Below are 20,347 nucleotides of genomic sequence, written 5' to 3'. Positions count from 1 at the left end.
CGACCCGGTCACATCCCCACCCCTCCCCGTCCCAGACCGGTTCGCGCGCGGCCAGCCATCCCCCAATGGCTGGCCGCAACTTTTTTGGGGGCAATGATCAGTCCTGCGACGACCACGGCACGCGCGCCGCGGCGAAATCGCGCCAGGTGCTTTGCAACGCCGGCTGCACGCCGAGCGATGCGCGGGCCTGCCAGCCGGCGATGGCGGCAGCGGCGATGGCGCTGTCGGGTTCGGTGCCGAGCCCGTCGAGCAGCGATGCGGTGACCGCCATGTCATTGAACGCGCCGAGCTCTTCCTGCAAGCCGGCGAGCCGGCGCGAGAAGCGGCGTGCGGATTTGCGATCCTCGTAGAGCGGCAGCAGGAACTCGCTGAGATAGCGCAGCCGCTTGGTCGCGAGCCGCACCCGGTGCACCTGCTCGGCGGACAGCGACTTGAAGCGGCGGCCGCGCTTGAGCACCTTCGCATGTTGCTCCGCGAGGACTCGCTGCGCGAAATTGACGGCGGGCTCGGCGAGCTGGCCGAGATCTTCGGCCGCAACATCGTTGCGCCAGCCGCGCGTCTCGATCCAGCCACCGAGGCCGATCAGGAACGCGGCGCAGCGGCGATCGGCGAGTGCGCGATGCGCCTTGCGGTACGCGTCGGACTGACGCTTCGCCGCAGCCTTGCCCAGCGCGTCAAAGCCGGCGACCGAAGGACAGGCCTTGGCGATCGTCGGCAACGTATCGAGCTGGAACACGTCCCAGTCGCGCGCAGCGGAGAGGTCCTGCGCCAGCCATTTGGCTTCCGAGCGCAGCGCGTCGAGATTGCTGAGCGCGCCGACCGATCGCATCAGATCGAGCGCGGAGCGAAGCCGGCGCAGCGAGACGCGCAACTGATGCACGCCTTCCGGATTGCGGCCGTCCTCAGCCGCCGGCAGCGACTGCAACAGATGCAGGTAGCAGGAGCGCAGGATCGTCGCGAAGGCCTCGTCGAGCGTCACTGACGGATCGAGGTGCAGCTTCCGCGGGCGTCGCGCCGACGGCGGCTTGCCGGCGGCAAGATCAAAGCCCCGCGCCGACTTGCTGCGGATCGAGGGCTTCGCCGCCCCGTACTCCGCAAGCCGCAGCGCGACCTCGTAGATCGTGCTGGCGCTGCCGCTCTTCAGTTCAAGTTCGATCTCACTCACCGGCAGCGAACGCTCGCCGGCCACAAGCTCACCCTGGTCGAACGCGATCTCGACCGTGCCGGTCGGAAGATCGATCATCCGCGCGTGGCGATGGATGTCGGCGGTGAAGACCGCTTCGAGCGGATGCGTTTGGAGATGCTCGCGAAGCTTCTCCGGAATGAACGGCATCGCCAGAGCGAGGTCCGGCGATAGAGACGGCACGCTCGCCTCCCACTCGCCGCGGCGCAGCGGATCGTCGCCGGCATCCGTCTTTACGGTCTGCACGAAACGCGCGCCGCTCTGGCGCACGCGCAGGCTCAATCCGTTGCGGCGGAGCAAACGCGCGGGCGTGTCGTAGTAGACGGACTTCAGATGCTTGCGCGATCCCTTGTTGCGCGCATTGGCTGCGATGACAGGCGCGGCGTTGAAATCCGCTATGCGATCGGCATCGACGAGAAGCTTGAGCTCGATCTCACCGGTGGAACGCGCGGCAACATCCGGCTGGGTTGGCTGCGGTGCGGGCGTCGCGTCTTGCGATGGCGTCTGATCGATCACAGCGCCCTCGACGATCACAGGTTCCGCGCCGGGCCCGGCTGCGTCACGCTGCCTGAGGAAGCCAGCGATGACTTGCGTTCGCTTACTGTCCTTTGGGACAGAATTCCCATCCGGCGCGCTCATGGTTTTCCGAGCCGGTGTCGCGTCTGATTTCAACATTTCCGATGACATGACAGTTCGATGACAGAGCGCCAGCATATAGCCGGTCAGGCCTGCGAGGAATAGCCACGTTACGTCGCGGCGCATCATGGTCCACATGCGCGTTCTGCACGCTCGCTATGGGCGAGGACTGTCATAATTCGCCTGGCGCGACGAATTAAATTGCCGCGACGTCCAGCAAATGATCGAATTGCTAGCGAATCTCGTGTTGGTTGAAACCGAGATGAACGCGTCAGCGAGCTTGACTCATGCTAGCCGAGAAATTCTTTCTGGTTCTGGAGACGCTTAGAAGCCACGCCTCCGATGATGACCGGCCCGAAATTGTGACAAGCCCTGTTGTGACAAGTCGTATTATGACAGGTCTTGATGCAACAGATCTTGATGCAACAAGTCTCGCGGTTCCGGAGGCCGAGTCTGCTTCGCGGCGCAAAAAGCCGGTTGCGGACGAACGGGCTTAGAAGGCCTCCAGCTTCGCTATCAGATGTGCGCAGGATGCGGCATCAACGCGCAAGGCTGTTCTTGTAGACCTTGCCGCCTTTCATGATCACCACGAAATTCTTTGCGGGATCTTCGACGAGCTTGATGTCGTCGAGCGGATTGCCGTCGACCAGCAGGAGATCGGCGAGCGCGCCCTCCTCGACCACGCCGAGCTTGCCCGGGTAGGGATTTCGCAAACCTGACAGGTTCAGCAATTCCGCATTGGTCGACGTCGCCATGGCCAGCGCTTCGGCCGGCGTGTACCAGCGCGTCAGCGCGGCCACCATCGCGCCCTGCTTGTCCGCCAATGCCTTCGAGAACAGGACGTCGGTGCCGAACGCGGTCTTGATCTTGTACTTTTTCGCCAGCGCGTAGACGCGGTCGGTGCCGGCCACCACCTGGCGCATCTTGTCCTGCTCCGAAGGCCCGAGCGCCGCGGCACCGGCAAGATCCAGAAACGGCTGCGTGCTGAGCCAGATCCCCTTCTCCGCGATTAGCTTTGCGCTCGCCTCATCCATGAGGTGACCGTGCTCGATGCATTTCACACCGGCTGCGATCGAGCGCTGGATCGCGACCGGCGTATAGGCGTGCGTGGCGACATAGGTGCCCCAATTCTCGGCGGCTTCGACCGCTGCACGCAGCTCCGGCTCGGTAAAGGTGGAGACATCGAGCGGACTGAAGGGCGACGCGACGCCGCCGCCGGCGGTGAGCTTGACCTGCGAGGCACCCTGCATGAGCTGCTCGCGCGCGCGCACGCGGACCTCGTCGGGACTGTCGGCGACCATGCTGCCGCCGATCCGCTCCATCCGGCTCAGCATGCCGCCGATGGTGCGCGGCAGATCGGATAGCTGCCGGAAGTCGCCATGACCGCTGGTGATTGTGATGATGGCGCCTGAGGGATAGATCCGCGGCCCGGCAACGAGGTCCTCGTCGATGGCCTGCTTCAGCCCGAAGATCGGCCCGCCCATGTCGCGGATGGTGGTGAAGCCGCGCATCAGCGTCGCCGTCGCCTCGCTGGCGGCGACCAGGTTGTTGTAGCCGATATCGCCTGCGAGCGCGGCCATCGGCGTCGGGCGCACCAGCATCGCGTGCCAATGCGCATCGATCAGCCCCGGCATCAGCACACGGCCGCCGCCGTCAATCACCTGGCTGGCGGCTGCGACGTCTGTGGTCGTGATCTTCTCGATTTTTCCGTCTCTGACGAGGACATTGGACGCGACTGAAAGGGCGGCGTTCTTTCCGTCAAAAATCCGGACGTTGCGGAACAGGACGGCCGAGCCGTCCTGCGAATTGTCTTGCGAGTTATTCTGTGGGTTGTTCTGGGCCGTCGCAGGCAACGCGCTGCAGGCGATCACCGCCAACAGGACGGCGAGCCCGGCCCGCATGTTCAATCCCGGCATGGTCAATCTCCGCCACGCTACGCCACGACGCGGTTGCCGCCGCGGCCGCCACGCCAGAGTCAGCCAACCGATGCCGTGCCACAGCAGGCCGATGCCGCGCAGCACCCAGAGCGTCAGCTCCGTTCTGGAGCTCGATACGGACCGATAATTCTATTTTGCGCGCAGATTCCGCATCCAGTCAATTTGCAACCGCAGGGCGATTCCGCACTTCAGCCATCTCCGGCGACTTTCCCTGACAGGTCAGCACGGCTGTCGCGTTCGCGTCGAACACTATTCAAATGACAGGTATTGGCGCGCCCACGCGATCAACGAAAGATTGCAACCCCGCCGCGCAAGAGTACGATCGCAACCTGATCCCGCGGGGATGGGCGGGAGAACGGCTCGAAAGCGAGGGGCGAGATCTGAACAACGAGGCGCAACATGGTGGCACAAACGAGTGACGGACACGTCCTGCTGGTCAAGAAGCTCGGCGGACTCTTCGCAATCATCATCGGATGCCTGCTGACCGCGGTCGGCGTGACCTTTGAATCAAGTGGAACGACCTTCGTCGGCGTTCTCTTCCTGGTGCTTGGCGCTGTCTTGCTGGTGCTGAAGATCATCAGGCGAAACGAAGGATCGTCGCTGCCATAACCGGACGCCGCGGTTCACTCACGCGCCCAGCACGTCCGCGAGTCGCAGCTCGTCGGCGGCGGGATCCTTCAAGAACAGCTCGGCCTCGATCTCGTTCAGATGCGACAGCATCTGCGCGCGCGCGGCCTGCTTGTCGCGCTTGCGGATCGCGCTCGCGATGCCGGCGTGGTGATCGGTGCCGCAGGCCGGCGTGTCATGACGGCGGTAGAGCAGGATGATGAGCGAGGAGCGCGCGATCAGCTCCTTGAGAAACCCGAGATAGATGCTGTGCCCGCTCATCTCGGCGACAAGCTTGTGAAATTCACCGGAGAGACGGACCGACGCGCGCGCGTCGCCGCGCAGCTCCGCCTCGTGCTCCTCGGCAAGATGTTGCTGGAGGCGATCGAGCCAGGCCGGCGACACCGCGTCGATGGCGTGATCGACGATGGTCGGCTCGATCAGGCGACGCGCCTCGAACACTTCGCGGGCGTCGGCGGGCGTCGGCCGCGCGACGAAGGCGCCGCGGTTCTTCTCGATGTTGACGATGCCCTCATGGGCGAGCTGCTGCAGCGCGGTGCGGACCAGCGTGCGGCTCGCGCCGTAGATGTCGCCGATCTCGTCCTCGCCGAGCTTGGTGCCCGGCAGCAGGCGATGCTCAAGGATCGCCGCGGTCACGCCCTCCCGGATGCGGCTGACGCGATCGCTCGCGTCTGGCGCGTCGGCTTTCTGGCGGGTCTTGGCGGCCATTCGTTCGAAGGCTGGGTTTGAGGGTTCGATCGCGAATATCGCCCCCGAATGTTAGTCGACGTGTTGTATCCAATCACAGGCGAAACTTTATACAATCGACGCCCATTTCGTGTGCAGGCGATTGCGCAGGTGGCGGGCAGCCCGAATAGGCCGGATTCGATCTAACGATCTGACTCCGCTGCACAGTTTTGAAAACCTGCAGCACAAGCGCGATTGGCACGGACCTTGCGGAGAGAGGCGGGAAGCACCGCCCTTCCCGGACACGCCATGGCCACTCCTGCCGCTCTCGAACTGGTCGCCGTCACCAAGCGCTACGACACCACGCTGGCGGTCGACAACGTCAACCTCAAGATCCCCGCCGGCACCTATTGCTGCCTGCTCGGCCCCTCCGGCTGCGGCAAGACCTCGACGCTGCGCATGATCGCGGGCCACGAGGCGGTCAGCGAGGGCGACATCGTCCTGGGCGCGCAGAACGTCACCGACCTCGAGCCGGCCAAGCGCGGCACGGCGATGATGTTCCAGTCCTACGCCCTGTTTCCGCATCTGACCGTGCTCGACAATGTCGCCTTTGCCCTGAAGATGCGCGGCGTCGACCGCGCCGTCAGGCACAAGCGCGCCGGTGAATTACTCGAGCTGGTCGCGATGAGCCCCTATGCGGCGCGGCTGCCGGCGCAGCTTTCCGGCGGCCAGCAGCAGCGTGTCGCGCTCGCCCGCGCTCTGATCACCGAGCCGCAGATCCTGCTGCTCGACGAACCTCTGTCGGCGCTCGACCCGTTCCTCCGCGTCAAGATGCGCGGCGAGCTCAAGCGGCTGCAGCGCGAGCTCGGCATCAGCTTCATTCAGGTCACCCATGGCCAGGAAGAAGCTATGGCGCTCGCCGACCACATCGTGGTGATGAACCACGGCAGGATCGAGCAGCAGGGCTCGGCCCGCGACATCTTCCACCATCCCCGCACCGAATTCGTGGCCCGTTTCATCGGCGGCCACAACGTCCTCAGCGACGCCGGCAAACTCATCGCCGTGCGCGCCGATCAGCTCGGCATCGTGCCGTTCGCTGACGGCGCGTTCGGCGCGCCGGCGCTGCTGACCCAGACCGAGTACCAGGGCTCCTACATCGCCGTCTCGCTCACGCTCGACGACGGCACCGCCCTGTTCTCCCACGTTCCGGAAGCCACCTTCGACGTTCACCCGTTCCGTCCGGGCGATCGCGTGCTGGCCACCTGGGATCCCGCCAAGGCGCAGCGCCTGCAATAGCGCCGATCGATCACTGGAATGCGCAACAGAGGAGTGACTGATATGACCGAGACCACCAGGACAAAGGGCGTCAGCCGCCGCACGCTGCTCAAGGGCACCGCGGGTCTCGCCGGCCTTGCCGCCGGCTCCGGCGCCATCACCGGCTTTCCCTATGTGAAATCGGCCGACGCGAAGGTGCTGCGCTATCTCGGCACCGCCGTGAACGAGGGCGACGACATCTCCAAGCAGTGCCTCAAGGACACCGGCATCAAGATCGAATACATCACCGCGACCACCGACGACGTCACCAAGCGCGTGATGACCCAGCCGAACTCCTTCGACGTGCTGGACACCGAATATTTCTCGCTGAAGAAGCTGGTGCCGTCGGGCAACATCCTTGCCCTCGACGCCAAGAAGATCAAGGAATTCGACAACATCACGCCCGTCTTCACCAAGGGCGAGACGCCCGGCGGCAAGAAGATCGGCAACCAGGGCACCGCGCCCTGGAAGGTGCTCTATCTCGAAGGCAAGGACTCCAAGAAGTTCGCGACGTCGGCGACCGAGTTCGTCACGCTGATCCCGACCGTCTACAACGCCGACACGCTCGGCATCCGCCCCGACATCATCAAGCGCCCGATCAGCTCCTGGGCCGAGCTGCTCAACCCCGAGTTCAAGGGCAAGGCCTCGATCCTCAACATCCCCTCGATCGGCATCATGGATGCCGCGATGGTCGTGGAAGCCACCGGCAAGTACAAATATGCCGACAAGGGCAACATGACCAAGGAAGAGATCGATCTCACCATGAAGGTGATGACCGAAGCGAAGAAGGCCGGCCAGTTCCGTGCGTTCTGGAAGGATTTCAACGAGAGCGTCAACCTGATGGCCTCGGGCGAAACCGTGATCCAGTCGATGTGGTCGCCGGCGGTGACGAAGGTGCGCTCGATGGGCATCCCCTGCACCTTCCAGCCGTTGAAGGAAGGCTATCGCTCGTGGGCCTCGGGCTTCTGCGTCTCCAAGGGCGTGTCGGGTCCGAAGCTCGAATGGGCCTATGAGTTCGTCAACTGGTTCCTGTCCGGCTATGCCGGCGCCTATCTCAACCGCCAGGGCTACTACTCCGCCGTGCTCTCCACCGCGAAGGCGCATATGGAGCCCTACGAGTGGGCGTACTGGATGGAAGGCAAGCCGGCCGAGAAGGACATCAAGGCGCCCGACGGCTCGCTGCTGGAGAAGGCCGGTGCGGTGCGCGACGGCGGCTCCTATGAGGAGCGCATGGGCGGCGTGGCGTGTTGGAACGCGGTGATGGACGAGAACGACTACATGGTCCGCAAGTGGAACGAGTTCATCGCGGCCTGATGTGATGGACACTTCGGGCGACATCCTGCAACAGGCATCCCCGGACATGGTCCGGGGATCCGACACCGCGCGCGCCGCCAAGGCGGCGCGGCTGTCGCCGTCCTTCATCTCCTGGCTTCAGGCCGGGCCGATGATGCTGGTGTTTCTCGCCTTCTTCCTGATCCCGCTGGTCTTCGTCGTCATCGTCTCCTTCTGGGACTACAACGAATACCAGTTGCTGCCGGCCTTCTCCGGCCGCGGCTACAGCGACACGTTCGAAGGCTGTATCGCGCAGCTCCCCGATCTCTGCACGATCGGCAAGACCTATCTGAAGACGCTCAAGCTCTGCTTCATGGTCTGGGCGCTCACCCTCTTCATCGGGTTCTGGGTGGCCTACTTCCTCGCCTTCCACGTCAAGTCCAAGACCTGGCAGATGGGACTGTCGCTGCTCTGCACGATCCCGTTCTGGACCTCCAACGTCATCCGCATGATCGCCTGGATCCCGCTGCTTGGCCGCAACGGCCTCGTGAACTCCGGCATGATCAAGACGGGGCTGATCAACCATCCCGTGGAATGGCTGCTGTTCTCCGAATTCTCCGTGGTGCTGGCGCTGGTGCACCTCTTCACCTTCTTCATGGTGGTACCGATCTTCAATTCGATGGTGCGCATCGACAAATCGCTGATCGAGGCCGCCTATGATGCCGGCGCCACCGGCTTCCAGACGCTGGTCAACGTCATCATTCCCTTGTCAAAGCCCGGCATCGTGATCGGGTCGATCTTCGTCATCACCATCGTGATGGGCGATTTCATCACCATCGGCGTGATGGGCGGCCAGCAGATCGCGGCCGCCGGCAAGATCATCGAGACGCGGGTCAACGCGCTGCAATTCCCGGCGGCAGCGGCGAATGCCGTGATCCTGCTCGTGATCACCTTCCTGATCATCACCATGATGTCGCGCATCGTCGACATCAAGAAGGAGCTCTAGAGCATGAAGGAAGGACGCCCGCGCTCGTTCTACGTGCTCGCGATCTTCTTCGCGGCCTATGTGCTGTTCCTGTACGGCCCGATGATCGCGATCTACGTGCTGTCGTTCCAGGGGCCGCAAGGCGGCCTCACCTTCCCGATGAACGGCGTGTCGACCTTCTGGATCGCAAAGCTGTTCCAGGGCACCGGCATCGTCGATCTCGGCGCGGCGTTCCGCCGCTCGCTGCTGCTCGGCATCATCGTGATGATCGTCACCGTCGTGCTGTCGGTTGCCGCCGGCATGGCGTTCCGCCGCAAGTTCAAAGCGCAGAGCATCCTGTTCTATTCGGCGATCGCGAGCCTGATCGTGCCCTCGATCATCACCTCGCTCGGTATCTCGCTTGAGTTTCGCATCATCGACGATCTGATCAAGGCGCATTGGAACGAGAATTTCGAGACCTCGATGGGCCTGCTCACGTCGGGCCTGGGTGCACACCTCACCTGGACGCTGCCGTTCGGCCTGCTCATCATGTTCGCGATCTTCAACCGCTTCGATCCGCGCCTCGAGGAGGCCGCGCGCGATCTCGGCGCGACGCCGTGGCAGACATTCCGCCATGTCGTGCTGCCGATCATCCTGCCCTCCGTAATCGGTATCGGCCTGTTCGGCTTCACACTGTCCTGGGACGAGCTTGCCCGCTCCAGCCAGGCGATCGGCGCGGTGAACACGTTGCCGCTCGATCTTCAGGGCCTCACCACCACGGTGACGAACCCCGACATCTATGCGCTCGGCACCGTGATCTCCGCGGTCTCGTTCACGGTGATCACGCTTGCGCTCGGCACCATCCACGTGCTCAACAAGCGGCAGGCGGCCAAGGGCTCGGACGCCGGCAAAGGACTTGTCTGATCGCGATGCGACTGCACGTCGTCAATCCCAACACCACGGCGTCGATGACGGCGAAGATCGCTGCCGCCGCGCGCGCGATCGCCCTCCCCGACACGGTCATCGACGCGCGCCAGCCGACGATGGGCCCGGTCTCGATCGAGGGCTTTTACGACGAGGCCTTCGCGGTCCCCGGCATGCTCGGCTGCATCCGCGAGGCCGACCGCGACGGAGCCGATGCACACATCATCGCCTGCTTCGACGACACCGGCCTCGATGCCGCGCGCGCCGTTGCGAAGGCGCCGGTGATCGGCATTGGTGAGGCCGGCTTCCACATGGCGAGCCTGGTCGCGGCGCGCTTTGCTGTGGTGACAACGCTCGGTGTCTCCATCGTGCCGATCGAGCATAACTTACGAAAATACGGCCTCGCCGAGCGCTGCGCCCGCGTCCGCGCCGCCGAGGTCCCGGTCCTCGCGCTCGAGGAGCGCAATGCCGATGCCTTCGGCAAGATCTCCGCGGAGATCACGGCCGCGATCCGCGACGACCGCGCGGAAGCGATCGTGCTCGGCTGCGCCGGCATGGCCGATCTCGCCACTGAGCTCGCCGCCACGCACGGCCTGCCCGTGGTCGACGGCGTCGCCGCCGCGGTGACGCTGGCAGAATCAGTGGTGCGGTTGGGGCTGACGACGTCCCGGCTCGGGCCGTACGCGGCGCCGCGTTCGAAGATCTATTCCGGGCCGTTTTCGTCGTTTCAGCCCTAAATCGTGTCATTTGATGGAATGCAAGGGGCCGAGCCCGCTTTTTTGGGCTTCAGCCTCTTTTTGGTCCCAATTGTTGCCGAACAGTAACACTTTCGGGACATCCCGGCTGCCGCTTCCAGGCTGCCGGTCTTCGCCACTCACCAAGTTTCCAATTTGGGCCTTGTCAGCGATGATCGATCTCGCAGAGGACAGACCGTCCAACCCCCTGTTTCGTCTCGGAGGCCAGCCGATCGCGCTGACCGCTGCCGCGCTTCTCCTGCTGATCGCCGGCGTTGCCTCGATCGCGATCTGGCGCGCCTATACGGGCACCGCGCCGGAGGCCGACCGGGTGGTGGCGTCGCGACAGCTCCAAGCCCGCACCGCGCAGGCCTCCGAGCAGCTCGTCGAGAAGACCAAGGGGTTGGAGGCGACCCAGCAGGAATCGATCGACCAGCTCCAGGTCGTGCAGGACCAGCTCCAGACCATGAAGCGGCTGATCACGGCGCAACAGGCCGATACCAAGCGCCTGTCGGAGCAGGTGGCGACCCTGAACGAGTCGATCGACAATTTGCGCCAGTCCTTCGCCAGCGCCCGGGCCACCGAGGCCGAGACGCCGTCGGTTACCCGCGGGAAACCGGCCCGGCACCGCGTTCATGCCAGCGCGCGCAAGCGCTCTCGCGGATAACTTGCGCCTTTAAATTTTTCTACTTGTGAACTGGATCACATTCGCCCGTATGATTCCGCGCCATGCTCGCCGGTACCGGATGGCGTGAGCCGATTTCAATATCCGGGGCTGGCAAGGTCGTTGACGGTATACTGCGTCAACGGCCTTGTTTTTTAGTGGGTCCGGCTGATCTACCCGTCCCGCCTCACTCGCAGACGTCGACGCGACGGTATCGCCATCCCGACGGCGTCATCACGCGCTTGCGCACGACGTAGCAGCCGCCATAACCACCATCGTCGTAGCCGGTACCATAGTAATAGGGATCGCCGTAATAGGGGTATCCATAGCCGTACCCGTAGTAGCCGGCGCCGGCGATACCCGCCCCGATCGCGAGCCCCGGCCAGAAGCCGCGGCCACGCCAGCCTCCACCGTGCCAGCCTCCGCCACCGTGCCAGCCACCACCACCATGCCAACCGCCACCGCCATGCCAGCCGCCGCCACCATGGCCGAAACCGCCGTGACCACCCGCCTGTGCCGCCTGCGGCACCGACAGCCCGACCGCCGCGACGGCCAGCACCGTCAACATCATCTTGCGTAACATTACTCGATCCTCCGCGTGGACACGCTCCACGCTTCAAAGCGGAACCAAGCTAACGTCACACAGGCATTCCTGACAGCCTTCCTGCCTCACTTCCGCGCGAGCATCAGCAGCCGCGGCAGATGCTTTTGAGCTTCTTGTCGAGCATCCGGCTTTCGTTGCTGACGGTTTCATCGGCCGACGCGCCTGCGCCGGTGCCGGTGGTGACGCCAGGCGCCGCGTTGACGCCGGATGATTGCGCCGTGCCGAGGCTGTTGGTGCCGGGCGGAGGTGCCGGTGAGTTGGCAACGCCGCCTGTCGATCCACTGGTGCCCGCGGCACCGCCGGTCGCTTGCGCGAACGCGACGGCCGGCATCGCAGCGAGACTGAAGATCACGATCAAGGTTTTCATCGAAGCGGTTGCAGATGATGCAGCCATCGGAAATTCTCCCTTTGGCCGTCAACGATCCTGACCAGGAGCCGTTCCGGAACAAATGCCGTCACATCAGCTTGAAACAGGGAGGCAGTCACGATCATGCGCAAACTGATCGCGTTCGACGAGGACACGTTCGACAAGCTGAAGCAATTGGGGCGCGACAGGATGGCGACGTTTCAGGAGCTTGCGGACGAAGCCTTTGCCGATCTCCTGAAGAAGCACGGCATTCCCATCGATCTCAGGGACGCGCTGCGCAAGAGCGCGAGGCTCGGCGGAGAAGCGGACGAACCAGCCGCGCGTCCCAAATCAAGAAAGGCAAAGTCACGATGACCGATCGCGATCCCTTTGCGGAAGGCGAACGCGCCGCGCGCGAGAACATCCCGGCGGAAGCCAATCCCTACTCGGACGGCAGCGACGAGCATGCGTTGTGGTCGGCGGGACACGAGAAGTTCGCGGGCGCCGTCGAAGCCCGCGAGTCCGAAGGTAGCTAGCCGATCCGCTTCAGGCCGTTCTTGAAGCGCGGGCCGTTGGCGACATAGAACCGCGCCGCGCTCCCCATCTTCTGCACCTGGGCGTCATCGAGCGTGCGGATCACGCGCGCGGGCGAGCCGATGATCAGCGAGCGCTCGGGAAACTCCTTGCCCTCGGTGATGACCGAGCCGGCGCCGACGATGCTGTTGCGGCCGATCTTCGCGCCGTTCATCACGATCGAGCCCATGCCGATCAGCGCGCCTTCTTCGATGGTGCAGCCGTGCAGGATGACGTTGTGACCGACGGTGCAGTTCTTGCCGATCACCATGGGAAAGCCGAGGTCGGTGTGGCAGGTCGAGCCGTCCTGAATGTTGGCACCCTCGCCGATCTCGATCCACTCATTGTCGCCGCGCAGCACCGCACCGAACCACACGCTCGCGCCGGGCTTCAGCCGCACGCGGCCGATCACGGTGGCGGTCTCCGCGATGAAGTAATTTCCGTCCGAGGGAAGATCGGGCGCCTGCCCGTCGAGCTCATAGATCGCCATGGAGGTCTCCTGTCACATCGACCTCAGGCATAGCGAAACGGCGGCGCGGAGGCAAAGGGCCGCCGCGCCACGCAGCCCTGCAAGGCGTCAGCTCAGCACGCCGGTCGCGCGCAGCGTCATCAGGAAGAAGGTGCCGCTCATCATGCTCCAGAAGCCGGCGATGATGGTCGCCATCATCACGAATTCGAGGCGGCGGCTTTCCAGCCGCATGCCGCGCAGCGTGTTGCGCATGATGATGAAGGGCGCCGCGAACACCAGGAACGGCACCGCCGCAAACGTCTTCGGCGCCACGCCGTCCTGCAACAGGCTGAAGCCGGCGGGCCGCTGCGTGGCCGCCTGGTATCCGCTCACGAGCGCGCCCGCGAGCGCGAAACCGATGAGAATCGAGAAGAGAGAATTGAAAGCCTCAGGTGTCATCGGAACGGTCCGCCCTTACGCAACGCCGGAGGCTTCCTGTGACAAATAGTGCTGGTTAACGCTACATTATCCTTAAGGGAAGGTTAACGCCGTCGCCCGGTCTGCGCAGGGCCCTCCCCGCTCCCGGTCACCGGGAACGCTGCGCGAATTCGCCGCCGCATGGCATATTCGCCGCTGATTCGTCGGCCATCGGCCGAGCTGGATCTCCGACCTGGGTTTATGCGCGCATCATGACGGTGTTTTCGGTAGCCTCCCCTCGCTCTCCCCGCCGCACTTGGGCGCACGTCGTGCCGATCGTGCTCGGCGGCGCGGCGGCGGTGGGCGCGGTGGCGCTGGTCGCCTATCTCTTGTGGCCGACCTGGGGAACGGGCGGCGCGAGCGCTCCGGACAAGCTGCCGGTGAGCGTCGGCGGCACGCTGTTCAACCTGCCCGCGGCCGCGATCCGGATGAAGATCCAGCGGCACTCCGGGCCGCAGGAGCGGATCGATCTCGACTTCCTCTATCCCTCGCTGGAGCCGCCGGGCGCACCGAAGCACGTCACCGCCGATGCGGTAGAGACGACGATGCAGCCGATCGACCGCATCTTCCTGTCGATCGCGGCCCATCACGATGCGCTCGCGCCAGAGCAGCGAACCGCCACGATCTATCCGCGCTATCTCGACCAGGCTGCGACCAGGCCCGAGGACGGGCTGACGATGCGGATGTTCCGTGCCGAGACGCCCTACGGCAGCGAGGATTTCTATTCCGCGACGAGCCCCGCGCTGACCGCGCGCTGCACCCGCGATGCGTCGACGCCCGGCATGTGCCTCTCCGAGCGTCGCGTCGGCGGCGCCGACCTCACCTTCCGCTTTCCGCGCAGCTGGCTGTCGCAATGGCGCGACGTGGCGGAGGCGATGGAGCGGCTGACGGCGCAGTTGCGTGGGCCGAAGGGCTGAGCCGCGAGACCGGCCTGCAGAGGACGAACGTGGAGCCTCCCGGCAAAAGTTCGAAAACAACCCCATGCACAGTAGCCAAGCGCCCGTCGCATCTTCGGTTTTTTCGAACTCCAGTTGACCCGTCGGGCAAAACAGGGGTATGATGACATCATGGGACGATCAGCTTGAATGATGGGGCAACACATCCGGTGCCGAGCTGCTCGGACGCGAATGGCTCGGCTTCGACGAGAGCGGGCATGCGCTGATCCGCTTCCAGGCTCAGCAGGCCTTCACCAACAGGCACGGGACGATCCAGGGCGGATTTCTGGCGGCGATGCTGGACTCTGCCACCGGCATTTGCGCACTGGCGGCGCTCTCGCCGGATCTGACGGTGACGAAGAGCCTCGATACGCGCTTCCTGAAACCTGCGGCGGTGGGAGTCATCACGGCGCGGGCGCGGGTGATGGAGCAAACCGAGCGTGACATGGTCGTGCAGGCCGACCTCATCGATGCCGAGGGCATCATCGTCGCCGATGCCACGGCGCGGCTACGCATTCTTGCAAGAAAGGAGAGTTAGGAGACCGCGGCGCGGACCGCTGGAAAAGCATCCGTCATTGCGAGCGAAGCGAGCCATCCAGACCGCATTCGCGGAGACAGCCTGGATTGCTTCGTCGCAAGAGCTCCTCGCAATGACGGAGAGAGACTATTCCTGATCGACGAGATCGTCCTCGAGGATCGCCATCTGGAACTGGAACGAGCGATCATCGTCCTCGTCGTCGACGAAGAGCACGCCGATGAACTCCTCGCCGATATAGACCTCGGCGGAATCATCCTTCTTCGGCCGCGGCACGACGCGGATCTTGGGATTGCCGAATACGCGCTTCAAATACGCGTCGAGCTTTCTGACTTCTTTGACGTCCACGGCAAGTCTCCGATCGAAATTGGTCGGCGGGTTTTAGGACGAGACGCGACGAACCGCCAGCATGAATTGCCAAAGAATTTGGGGACGAAAAGGGCCGGAGAATCCGGCCCTTACACGCGAGCTCAAAGCCCCATCGCGTTGATCATCTGATCCATGGTGCGCGACGGCTCGGCGCAGCCGGCTTCGCCGACGATCTTGGCGGGCACGCCGGCGACCGTGACGTTGTGCGGCACGGGCTTCACCACGACCGAGCCCGCGGCGATGCGCGCGCAATGGCCGATCTCGATGTTGCCGAGGATCTTTGCGCCGGCGCCGATCAGCACACCATGGCGAATCTTCGGATGACGATCCTCGTTCTCCTTGCCGGTGCCGCCGAGCGTGACGCCGTGCAGGATCGAGACGTCGTCCTCGATGACAGCGGTCTCGCCGCAGACGAAGCCGGTGGCGTGGTCGAGGAAGATGCCGCGGCCGATGCGCGCGGCGGGATTGATGTCGGTCTGGAACACCGCGGAGGCGCGGCTCTGAAGGTAATACGCAAAGTCCTTGCGGCCCTTCAGCCAGAGCCAGTGCGCGAGGCGATGGGTCTGGATCGCGTGAAAGCCCTTGAAGTAGAGCAAGGGATCGATGAAGCGCGAGGTCGCGGGATCGCGGTCGTAGACGGCGACGAGATCGGCGCGGAAGGCGTTGCCGAGATCGGGATCGTCGCGCAGCGCCTCGTCATAGGTCTGGCGCACCAGATCGCCCGACAGGGCGGAGTGATCGAGCCGGTCGGCGAGACGGTGGATCACCGAATCCTCGAGGCGGCTGTGATGCAGCACCGTCGAATAGATGAAAGTCGCAAGCTCGGGCTCGCGGTGGACGATGTCCTCCGCTTCGCCGCGAATCCGGTCCCAGATCGGATCGAGCGATGCGAGCTTTCCTCCCGGATTGACCTGATGCACTGCCATGGGATCTGCTCTTTCGAATTGGCTCGTTTGGCGGGCTCTATAGCACAGTCTAGGCGACAAAGTCCTGACGGGCTTGCCTGAGAGTGAACAGCACCTTGCCCCGCGAACGCATGCCAACGCGTTGAAACACAACGATTTCTTCAGACGCCCCCAAGCGGCAAGGTTGGCTCAAAATGGTCAGGCTTTTGGCAAATTCAAGTCGGGCGGCGTCAAACTATTGGTGAATTCTCCCCCGAGCCTTATTGCGGGCATGGTCCGGACGAGGACGGAGCGGATTTGAGCATCACCACCGAACAATTGCGCGCGCGCGCCGCGGGCTCATTTTGGCTGCGGCTCGCCGCTCTCGCCCTGCCCCTCCTGCTGATCGCCCCGGCATTCTGGAACGGCTATCCGCTGTTGCAATGGGATACCGGCGGGTATCTGGCGCGCTGGTATGAGGGCTATCTGGTCCCCAGCCGCTCCACCGTGTTCGGCCTCTACCTGCACTATGGCGAGGGGTTCGGCTTCTGGATCAACCTCGCCCTGCAGTCGCTGGCGACGTTGTGGCTGCTGCAGCTCACTTTGCGCGTGCTCGGCCTGATGCAGACCTCCCGCTTCGTCGCGATCAGCCTGGTGCTGATCCTGTCGACCGCGCTGCCCTGGCTTGCGAGCATGCTGCTCACCGACATTTTTGCGGGGCTCTCGATCCTGTCGCTGTTCCTGCTGGTCGTCGGCGGGCAGCGGGTTTCAACGCTCGAAAAGATCTCGCTGTTCGTCTTCACCGCCTTTGCCGCCGCGACCCACAGCGCCACGCTCGGCGTGCTGCTGGGACTTTGCATCGCCGGCTGGATGGTGCGGCCGCTGGTCGGGCGCCGTCTGCCGATGGCTGGACTGGCGCAGGCGAGCCTGACAATTGTCGTGGGCGGGCTGATGCTGGTGTCGGCGAACCATGCGCTGTCGGGCAAATGGGCCTGGACGCCGGGCGGCTACGGCGTTGCCTTCGGCCGCATGATGCAGGACGGCATCGTCGCGCGCTTCCTCAACGACCATTGCCCGCGCGAAAACTTCAAGCTCTGCCCCTACCGCAACCAATTGCCGGCGACCGCCGACGAGTTCCTGTGGGGCAAGAGCATGTTCAACACGCTCGGCCGCTTCGAAGGCATGAACGACGAGATGAGCTACGTCGTCGTGCATTCGCTCGCCGACTATCCGGCCTGGCAAGCCGGCGCCGCCTTGCGCGCGATGGGGCAGCAATTGCTGCATGTGGCCACCGGCGAAGGCACCAATGGCTGGATCCCGCACACCTACGGCATCATCGAGCGCTACATCCCCGCCCAGATCGCGCCGATGCGCGCCGCGCGCCAGCAGAACTGGAGCCTCGATTTCGGCTACGTCAACTGGCTGCACGTGCCGGTCGCGCTGGTCTCGATGCTGGCGCTGGTCGCGCTGCTCGCGCAGGCGCTGGCAACGCGACGGCTGGACGATCTGACGCTGCTGGCGGCGACCGTAACGCTGGCGCTGCTCGGCAACGCCTTCATCTGCGCCGTCATCTCCGGCCCGCACGACCGCTACGGCGCGCGGATGGTGTGGGTTGCGACCTTCACCGTGCTGATGGCGCTGGCGCGCGCGCTCAGTGACGATGAGCCGGAAGACGAGATGTCAGCCGCGGCGTGAGAGGAAGTCGAGCACGCCTGATTTGTAGACCTTGTCACCGACCGCGCGCATGTGGTCCCGCCCCGGAATGTCGAGCACTTCAGAACCCGGAATGATGGCGCCGAGCGCGCTCGCGGATCCCGCGACGTCGTCGGTCGAGCCGACCGCGATCAGCACGGGCACTTCGATGCGCGCGGCTTCTGCCTTCGTCATCAGCTCGCGCGTGCCGCGGAGACAAGCGGCGAGCGCCTTGCGATCGGAGCGGGTTTGGTCTGCGAATGCGCGAAACGTGCGTCCAACGGGATCGGTGACGTCGTCGAGCTCAGGCGCTTCCAGCGCCTTGGCGACGTTCTCGCCGGGCCCGGTGCCCTCGATCAGGCCGCCGATGCCGATGCCGCCGAGGATCGCCGAGCGCAGCCGCTGCGGCTCGTTGAGCCCGAGCCAGGCCGTCATCCGCCCGCCCATCGAATAGCCCATGATGTCGGCCTGCGGGATGGCGAGATGGTCCATCAGCGCGAGCACGTCGCCGGCCATGGTCGGGATCGAGTACTGCGCGGGCTCGTAGAGCTTTGCGCTGTCGCCATGGCCGCGATTGTCGAGCGCAATGACGCGACGGCCGTTCTTGCGCAGCTCCGAGACCCAGGTCGGATAGACCCAGTTCACGTTCTTGCTGGAGGCAAAGCCGTGCACCAGGATGATCGGCTCGCCCTCGCCTTCGTCGAGATAGGCAATTTCAACGGCGCCGTTGTGAAAGCTCGGCATCATCAGTTCCGCAGGTCTTGAGGGGGATGGATCGATCTTAAAGCACGATCCGGAAAAGTGTGCAGCGATTTTCCGGCAACATCATGCCCAAACAATAACCTGGAGCGTTGCGCTTCAGGCCGTCGCGGCCGAATTCGCCAGAGCAGCTTCGGCTGCGATCCGGGCCCGGCGGAGCCGCCGCGCCCGTCTGCGATCGCACCAGGCCTGGGTCAGCCGCTCGGTGGTTGCCTTGATCGAGGACAACAGGCCGAACAGCGTCAGGGCCGCACTGAGCAGCCAGAGCGCCAGATCGAACGCGCCGCTCATGAGCAGCAGCGCGCCGCGGCCGAGCAGCTTCATGATCGCGCGGGTCTTGCTGCCCTGCGCTTCCGCAAGCCGCACCGCGCGCGTGACGTCCTTCGGGCCTTCGGCGATGCGCAGCGTATCCATCGCCCCGCGCGTGCCGGTCTTTTCGGCAACGCGCGTCACGTCCTTGCCGAGCCGGACCAGCGCACCGGCCTTCTCGGCACGGAACGCCGCCTTGATCGCGCTCACGGTCTCGCCCGGGCGGAACACCGAACCCTTGGCGACCGCATTCTGGAGCATCGGCGCGTCGACCACTTCGCGCGCGGAGCGGGCGGCCCATGCCGCAAGCCCCTCGCCGAGCCGTCCCACCTTGCGCGCGTCCTTGACCAGTGTCAGCCCGGCGCGAACGGGCGCAGCACCGCCGACGGAGACATAGGTCACCGCCGTCACTGCGAGGCCGGCCGTCGCAAGACCAAGCACGAGGCGGTCAGTGTCCTCGCCCACCGCGAGGTGCTTGCCTTCCCGGACGACGTCCCTGACGTCGCCGATCACGAAGAGATCGCCGGCCATCGTTCCCGACAGACTCGCAACATCGTCGGCGGTGCCGGTGACGAGGCCGGTGGCAAAGCGCTTGGCGAAATGCGAGGTCGAGTTCTCGTCCTTGACCGCGTCGCCGACGCGATTGAGCAGGTCGTCGGGCAGCGCGATGTTGCGGTCACGCGCCAGCGCGACAAAGCTGTCCGCGAGATCGGCATCGCCCGCGGCGAGCGCGGCCTCGATATTGTCCTGGACCAGATGGTCGTTCTGCCGCAGCAGCGCATCGAGCTTGAGCTCGGACAGCGCAGCCGGATCGTCCTGGGCAGCCAAGATCGCGCCGGCGTCACGGGCGTGCGGCGCCACCTGCGCGAGCAGGAAGCCGCACGCGAAGATACCGGTCAACGCGGTGCTGATTCGCAGCCATTTCATGTGGGAAACCTGGACGGTCCTGAGATCATGCGCCCGATGATTCGTCTTTCGTCGCAAATGCGCGCGCCCACAGACATAGTATGCCAAAATTGCGACACAACGTCCCCGACGAAAGAAGGGCTTCTCTGGGGCGACAAGATTGTGTCGAATTTGCATGAGCAAATGAGCATGGGGCAGTTGCAACCTTTCGGTTCCGCTGGACTAGCAATCATCCGTACCCCCCAGTATGGTCCGCCGCGTTTCAAAAGATACCGCGTCAGCTTTGATTGTATCTGCTGCCACTGCCACTCCAGGATGAGTTACGATGTCCGACCATGTCGTCCCGCACTTCCATAACGATGCCGGTGTTCCCGTCATCGAGATCGGCTCGCAAGAGTTCATGTGCGTGGGCGCCAACCCTCCGTTCGACCATCCGCACGTCTTCCTCGACCTCGGCAACGACAACGAGATCATCTGCCCGTACTGCTCGACGCTGTACCGCTTCGCGGCGGACCTGAAGGCCGGCGAGGCCCGTCCGCCGGAATGCGTCCTGAAGGACAAGGTGGCCTGACCGCATCCATCGGTCAGG

General features: G+C 64.5%; 24 protein-coding genes. 13 read left to right on the top strand and 11 right to left on the bottom strand.

Annotated features, from left to right (window positions below; translation table 11 throughout):
* Positions 1–97 precede the first annotated feature (97 nt).
* Together RAD16_RS20555 and RAD16_RS20550 are read right to left on the bottom strand one after the other, a co-directional pair.
* The gene (locus RAD16_RS20555) at positions 98–1,858 is read right to left on the bottom strand and encodes a CYTH and CHAD domain-containing protein (protein WP_458159718.1); all 1,761 of its coding nucleotides are present in this window, start codon (positions 1,856–1,858) and stop codon (positions 98–100) included.
* Between the two features lie 500 nt (positions 1,859–2,358).
* Entirely contained in the window at positions 2,359–3,735 is a 1,377-nt protein-coding gene (locus tag RAD16_RS20550; protein WP_458159717.1) for an amidohydrolase family protein, read from the bottom strand.
* 420 nt (positions 3,736–4,155) lie between these two features.
* Between RAD16_RS20550 and RAD16_RS20545 the strand changes: the two genes are divergently transcribed.
* On the top strand, positions 4,156–4,365 hold the full coding sequence (locus tag RAD16_RS20545; protein ID WP_458159716.1) for a hypothetical protein: 210 nt from the start codon (positions 4,156–4,158) through the stop codon (positions 4,363–4,365).
* Positions 4,366–4,383: 18 nt separating this feature from the next.
* Here RAD16_RS20545 and RAD16_RS20540 read toward each other — a convergent pair whose 3' ends face one another.
* Positions 4,384–5,091, bottom strand: coding sequence for a GntR family transcriptional regulator (locus RAD16_RS20540; RefSeq protein WP_458159715.1), 708 nt, complete (start codon positions 5,089–5,091; stop codon positions 4,384–4,386).
* A gap of 267 nt (positions 5,092–5,358) precedes the next feature.
* Between RAD16_RS20540 and RAD16_RS20535 the strand changes: the two genes are divergently transcribed.
* The 6 genes from RAD16_RS20535 to RAD16_RS20510 all read left to right on the top strand — a co-directional run bounded on the left by RAD16_RS20535 (position 5,359) and on the right by RAD16_RS20510 (position 10,924).
* Entirely contained in the window at positions 5,359–6,345 is a 987-nt protein-coding gene (locus tag RAD16_RS20535) for an ABC transporter ATP-binding protein (RefSeq protein WP_458159714.1), read from the top strand.
* A gap of 42 nt (positions 6,346–6,387) precedes the next feature.
* Positions 6,388–7,677 carry an ABC transporter substrate-binding protein gene (locus tag RAD16_RS20530; RefSeq protein ID WP_326899109.1) on the top strand — a complete coding sequence of 430 codons (1,290 nt, stop codon included), beginning with the start codon at positions 6,388–6,390 and terminating at the stop codon, positions 7,675–7,677.
* 4 nt (positions 7,678–7,681) lie between these two features.
* Entirely contained in the window at positions 7,682–8,641 is a 960-nt protein-coding gene (locus RAD16_RS20525; protein ID WP_458159886.1) for an ABC transporter permease, read from the top strand.
* Between the two features lie 3 nt (positions 8,642–8,644).
* Entirely contained in the window at positions 8,645–9,523 is an 879-nt protein-coding gene (locus RAD16_RS20520; RefSeq protein WP_458159713.1) for an ABC transporter permease, read from the top strand.
* A gap of 5 nt (positions 9,524–9,528) precedes the next feature.
* A complete protein-coding gene (locus RAD16_RS20515) occupies positions 9,529–10,260 on the top strand; it encodes an aspartate/glutamate racemase family protein (protein WP_458159712.1) in 732 nt (243 codons plus the stop codon).
* A gap of 169 nt (positions 10,261–10,429) precedes the next feature.
* The gene (locus RAD16_RS20510) at positions 10,430–10,924 is read left to right on the top strand and encodes a hypothetical protein (protein ID WP_458159711.1); all 495 of its coding nucleotides are present in this window, start codon (positions 10,430–10,432) and stop codon (positions 10,922–10,924) included.
* A gap of 184 nt (positions 10,925–11,108) precedes the next feature.
* Here the strand turns inward: RAD16_RS20510 and RAD16_RS20505 are convergent, their stop codons facing one another.
* Together RAD16_RS20505 and RAD16_RS20500 are read right to left on the bottom strand one after the other, a co-directional pair.
* The gene (locus RAD16_RS20505; RefSeq protein WP_458159710.1) at positions 11,109–11,504 is read right to left on the bottom strand and encodes a hypothetical protein; all 396 of its coding nucleotides are present in this window, start codon (positions 11,502–11,504) and stop codon (positions 11,109–11,111) included.
* A 103-nt stretch (positions 11,505–11,607) separates the two neighbouring features.
* On the bottom strand, positions 11,608–11,919 hold the full coding sequence (locus tag RAD16_RS20500) for a hypothetical protein (RefSeq protein WP_458159709.1): 312 nt from the start codon (positions 11,917–11,919) through the stop codon (positions 11,608–11,610).
* 96 nt (positions 11,920–12,015) lie between these two features.
* Between RAD16_RS20500 and RAD16_RS20495 the strand changes: the two genes are divergently transcribed.
* Entirely contained in the window at positions 12,016–12,246 is a 231-nt protein-coding gene (locus tag RAD16_RS20495) for a hypothetical protein (protein WP_458159708.1), read from the top strand.
* Complete coding sequence (locus RAD16_RS20490) at positions 12,243–12,407, top strand: hypothetical protein (protein ID WP_458159707.1); 165 nt, start codon at positions 12,243–12,245, stop codon at positions 12,405–12,407. The genes RAD16_RS20495 and RAD16_RS20490 overlap by 4 nt, the downstream gene beginning before the upstream one ends.
* On the opposite strand, the gene RAD16_RS20485 is transcribed toward RAD16_RS20490, so the two are convergent.
* Together RAD16_RS20485 and RAD16_RS20480 are read right to left on the bottom strand one after the other, a co-directional pair.
* The gene (locus RAD16_RS20485) at positions 12,404–12,934 is read right to left on the bottom strand and encodes a gamma carbonic anhydrase family protein (RefSeq protein ID WP_458159706.1); all 531 of its coding nucleotides are present in this window, start codon (positions 12,932–12,934) and stop codon (positions 12,404–12,406) included. The two genes, RAD16_RS20490 and RAD16_RS20485, sit on opposite strands and share 4 nt — an antisense overlap.
* Before the next feature lie 87 nt (positions 12,935–13,021).
* Positions 13,022–13,351, bottom strand: a complete 330-nt coding sequence (locus RAD16_RS20480; protein WP_458159705.1) for a DUF6949 family protein — start codon at positions 13,349–13,351, stop codon at positions 13,022–13,024.
* 230 nt (positions 13,352–13,581) lie between these two features.
* Here RAD16_RS20480 and RAD16_RS20475 point away from each other — a divergent pair, with 230 nt between their 5' ends.
* Together RAD16_RS20475 and RAD16_RS20470 are read left to right on the top strand one after the other, a co-directional pair.
* On the top strand, positions 13,582–14,286 hold the full coding sequence (locus RAD16_RS20475) for a hypothetical protein (RefSeq protein ID WP_458159704.1): 705 nt from the start codon (positions 13,582–13,584) through the stop codon (positions 14,284–14,286).
* 196 nt (positions 14,287–14,482) lie between these two features.
* Positions 14,483–14,842, top strand: a complete 360-nt coding sequence (locus RAD16_RS20470) for a PaaI family thioesterase (protein WP_458159885.1) — start codon at positions 14,483–14,485, stop codon at positions 14,840–14,842.
* Between the two features lie 126 nt (positions 14,843–14,968).
* Here RAD16_RS20470 and RAD16_RS20465 read toward each other — a convergent pair whose 3' ends face one another.
* Positions 14,969–15,187: a DUF3126 family protein gene (locus RAD16_RS20465; RefSeq protein WP_007602550.1), complete on the bottom strand. Its 219-nt coding sequence runs from the start codon at positions 15,185–15,187 to the stop codon at positions 14,969–14,971.
* 122 nt (positions 15,188–15,309) lie between these two features.
* Positions 15,310–16,134 (bottom strand): serine O-acetyltransferase, encoded by an 825-nt coding sequence (gene cysE / locus RAD16_RS20460; RefSeq protein ID WP_018647046.1) that lies wholly within the window; start codon positions 16,132–16,134, stop codon positions 15,310–15,312.
* A gap of 276 nt (positions 16,135–16,410) precedes the next feature.
* Here cysE and RAD16_RS20455 point away from each other — a divergent pair, with 276 nt between their 5' ends.
* Positions 16,411–17,787, top strand: coding sequence for a hypothetical protein (locus tag RAD16_RS20455; RefSeq protein ID WP_458159703.1), 1,377 nt, complete (start codon positions 16,411–16,413; stop codon positions 17,785–17,787).
* Here RAD16_RS20455 and RAD16_RS20450 read toward each other — a convergent pair.
* On the bottom strand, positions 17,773–18,528 hold the full coding sequence (locus tag RAD16_RS20450) for an alpha/beta fold hydrolase (protein WP_458159702.1): 756 nt from the start codon (positions 18,526–18,528) through the stop codon (positions 17,773–17,775). The two genes, RAD16_RS20455 and RAD16_RS20450, sit on opposite strands and share 15 nt — an antisense overlap.
* A gap of 114 nt (positions 18,529–18,642) precedes the next feature.
* Complete coding sequence (locus RAD16_RS20445; RefSeq protein ID WP_458159701.1) at positions 18,643–19,779, bottom strand: hypothetical protein; 1,137 nt, start codon at positions 19,777–19,779, stop codon at positions 18,643–18,645.
* A 304-nt stretch (positions 19,780–20,083) separates the two neighbouring features.
* On the opposite strand from RAD16_RS20445, the gene RAD16_RS20440 reads away from it, so the two are divergent.
* Positions 20,084–20,329, top strand: a complete 246-nt coding sequence (locus RAD16_RS20440) for a zinc-finger domain-containing protein (protein ID WP_007602543.1) — start codon at positions 20,084–20,086, stop codon at positions 20,327–20,329.
* Positions 20,330–20,347 lie beyond the last annotated feature (18 nt).

The sequence above is a fragment of the Bradyrhizobium sp. 18BD genome, from assembly GCF_054185225.1.
Note: the sequence above shows the minus strand (reverse complement) of the source record. Positions and strands in the feature narration are given on the sequence as shown.

What these genes read in the sequence shown, in the direction of transcription:
- RAD16_RS20555 (WP_458159718.1), bottom strand. Translation starts at nt 1,858, where the DNA reads ATGTTGAAATCAGACGCGACACCGGCTCGGAAAACCATGAGCGCGCCG.
- RAD16_RS20550 (WP_458159717.1), bottom strand. Translation starts at nt 3,735, where the DNA reads ATGCCGGGATTGAACATGCGGGCCGGGCTCGCCGTCCTGTTGGCGGTG.
- RAD16_RS20545 (WP_458159716.1), top strand. Translation starts at nt 4,156, where the DNA reads ATGGTGGCACAAACGAGTGACGGACACGTCCTGCTGGTCAAGAAGCTC.
- RAD16_RS20540 (WP_458159715.1), bottom strand. Translation starts at nt 5,091, where the DNA reads ATGGCCGCCAAGACCCGCCAGAAAGCCGACGCGCCAGACGCGAGCGAT.
- RAD16_RS20535 (WP_458159714.1), top strand. Translation starts at nt 5,359, where the DNA reads ATGGCCACTCCTGCCGCTCTCGAACTGGTCGCCGTCACCAAGCGCTAC.
- RAD16_RS20530 (WP_326899109.1), top strand. Translation starts at nt 6,388, where the DNA reads ATGACCGAGACCACCAGGACAAAGGGCGTCAGCCGCCGCACGCTGCTC.
- RAD16_RS20525 (WP_458159886.1), top strand. Translation starts at nt 7,682, where the DNA reads ATGGACACTTCGGGCGACATCCTGCAACAGGCATCCCCGGACATGGTC.
- RAD16_RS20520 (WP_458159713.1), top strand. Translation starts at nt 8,645, where the DNA reads ATGAAGGAAGGACGCCCGCGCTCGTTCTACGTGCTCGCGATCTTCTTC.
- RAD16_RS20515 (WP_458159712.1), top strand. Translation starts at nt 9,529, where the DNA reads ATGCGACTGCACGTCGTCAATCCCAACACCACGGCGTCGATGACGGCG.
- RAD16_RS20510 (WP_458159711.1), top strand. Translation starts at nt 10,430, where the DNA reads ATGATCGATCTCGCAGAGGACAGACCGTCCAACCCCCTGTTTCGTCTC.
- RAD16_RS20505 (WP_458159710.1), bottom strand. Translation starts at nt 11,504, where the DNA reads ATGTTACGCAAGATGATGTTGACGGTGCTGGCCGTCGCGGCGGTCGGG.
- RAD16_RS20500 (WP_458159709.1), bottom strand. Translation starts at nt 11,919, where the DNA reads ATGGCTGCATCATCTGCAACCGCTTCGATGAAAACCTTGATCGTGATC.
- RAD16_RS20495 (WP_458159708.1), top strand. Translation starts at nt 12,016, where the DNA reads ATGCGCAAACTGATCGCGTTCGACGAGGACACGTTCGACAAGCTGAAG.
- RAD16_RS20490 (WP_458159707.1), top strand. Translation starts at nt 12,243, where the DNA reads ATGACCGATCGCGATCCCTTTGCGGAAGGCGAACGCGCCGCGCGCGAG.
- RAD16_RS20485 (WP_458159706.1), bottom strand. Translation starts at nt 12,934, where the DNA reads ATGGCGATCTATGAGCTCGACGGGCAGGCGCCCGATCTTCCCTCGGAC.
- RAD16_RS20480 (WP_458159705.1), bottom strand. Translation starts at nt 13,351, where the DNA reads ATGACACCTGAGGCTTTCAATTCTCTCTTCTCGATTCTCATCGGTTTC.
- RAD16_RS20475 (WP_458159704.1), top strand. Translation starts at nt 13,582, where the DNA reads ATGACGGTGTTTTCGGTAGCCTCCCCTCGCTCTCCCCGCCGCACTTGG.
- cysE (WP_018647046.1), bottom strand. Translation starts at nt 16,134, where the DNA reads ATGGCAGTGCATCAGGTCAATCCGGGAGGAAAGCTCGCATCGCTCGAT.
- RAD16_RS20450 (WP_458159702.1), bottom strand. Translation starts at nt 18,528, where the DNA reads ATGCCGAGCTTTCACAACGGCGCCGTTGAAATTGCCTATCTCGACGAA.
- RAD16_RS20445 (WP_458159701.1), bottom strand. Translation starts at nt 19,779, where the DNA reads ATGAAATGGCTGCGAATCAGCACCGCGTTGACCGGTATCTTCGCGTGC.
- RAD16_RS20440 (WP_007602543.1), top strand. Translation starts at nt 20,084, where the DNA reads ATGTCCGACCATGTCGTCCCGCACTTCCATAACGATGCCGGTGTTCCC.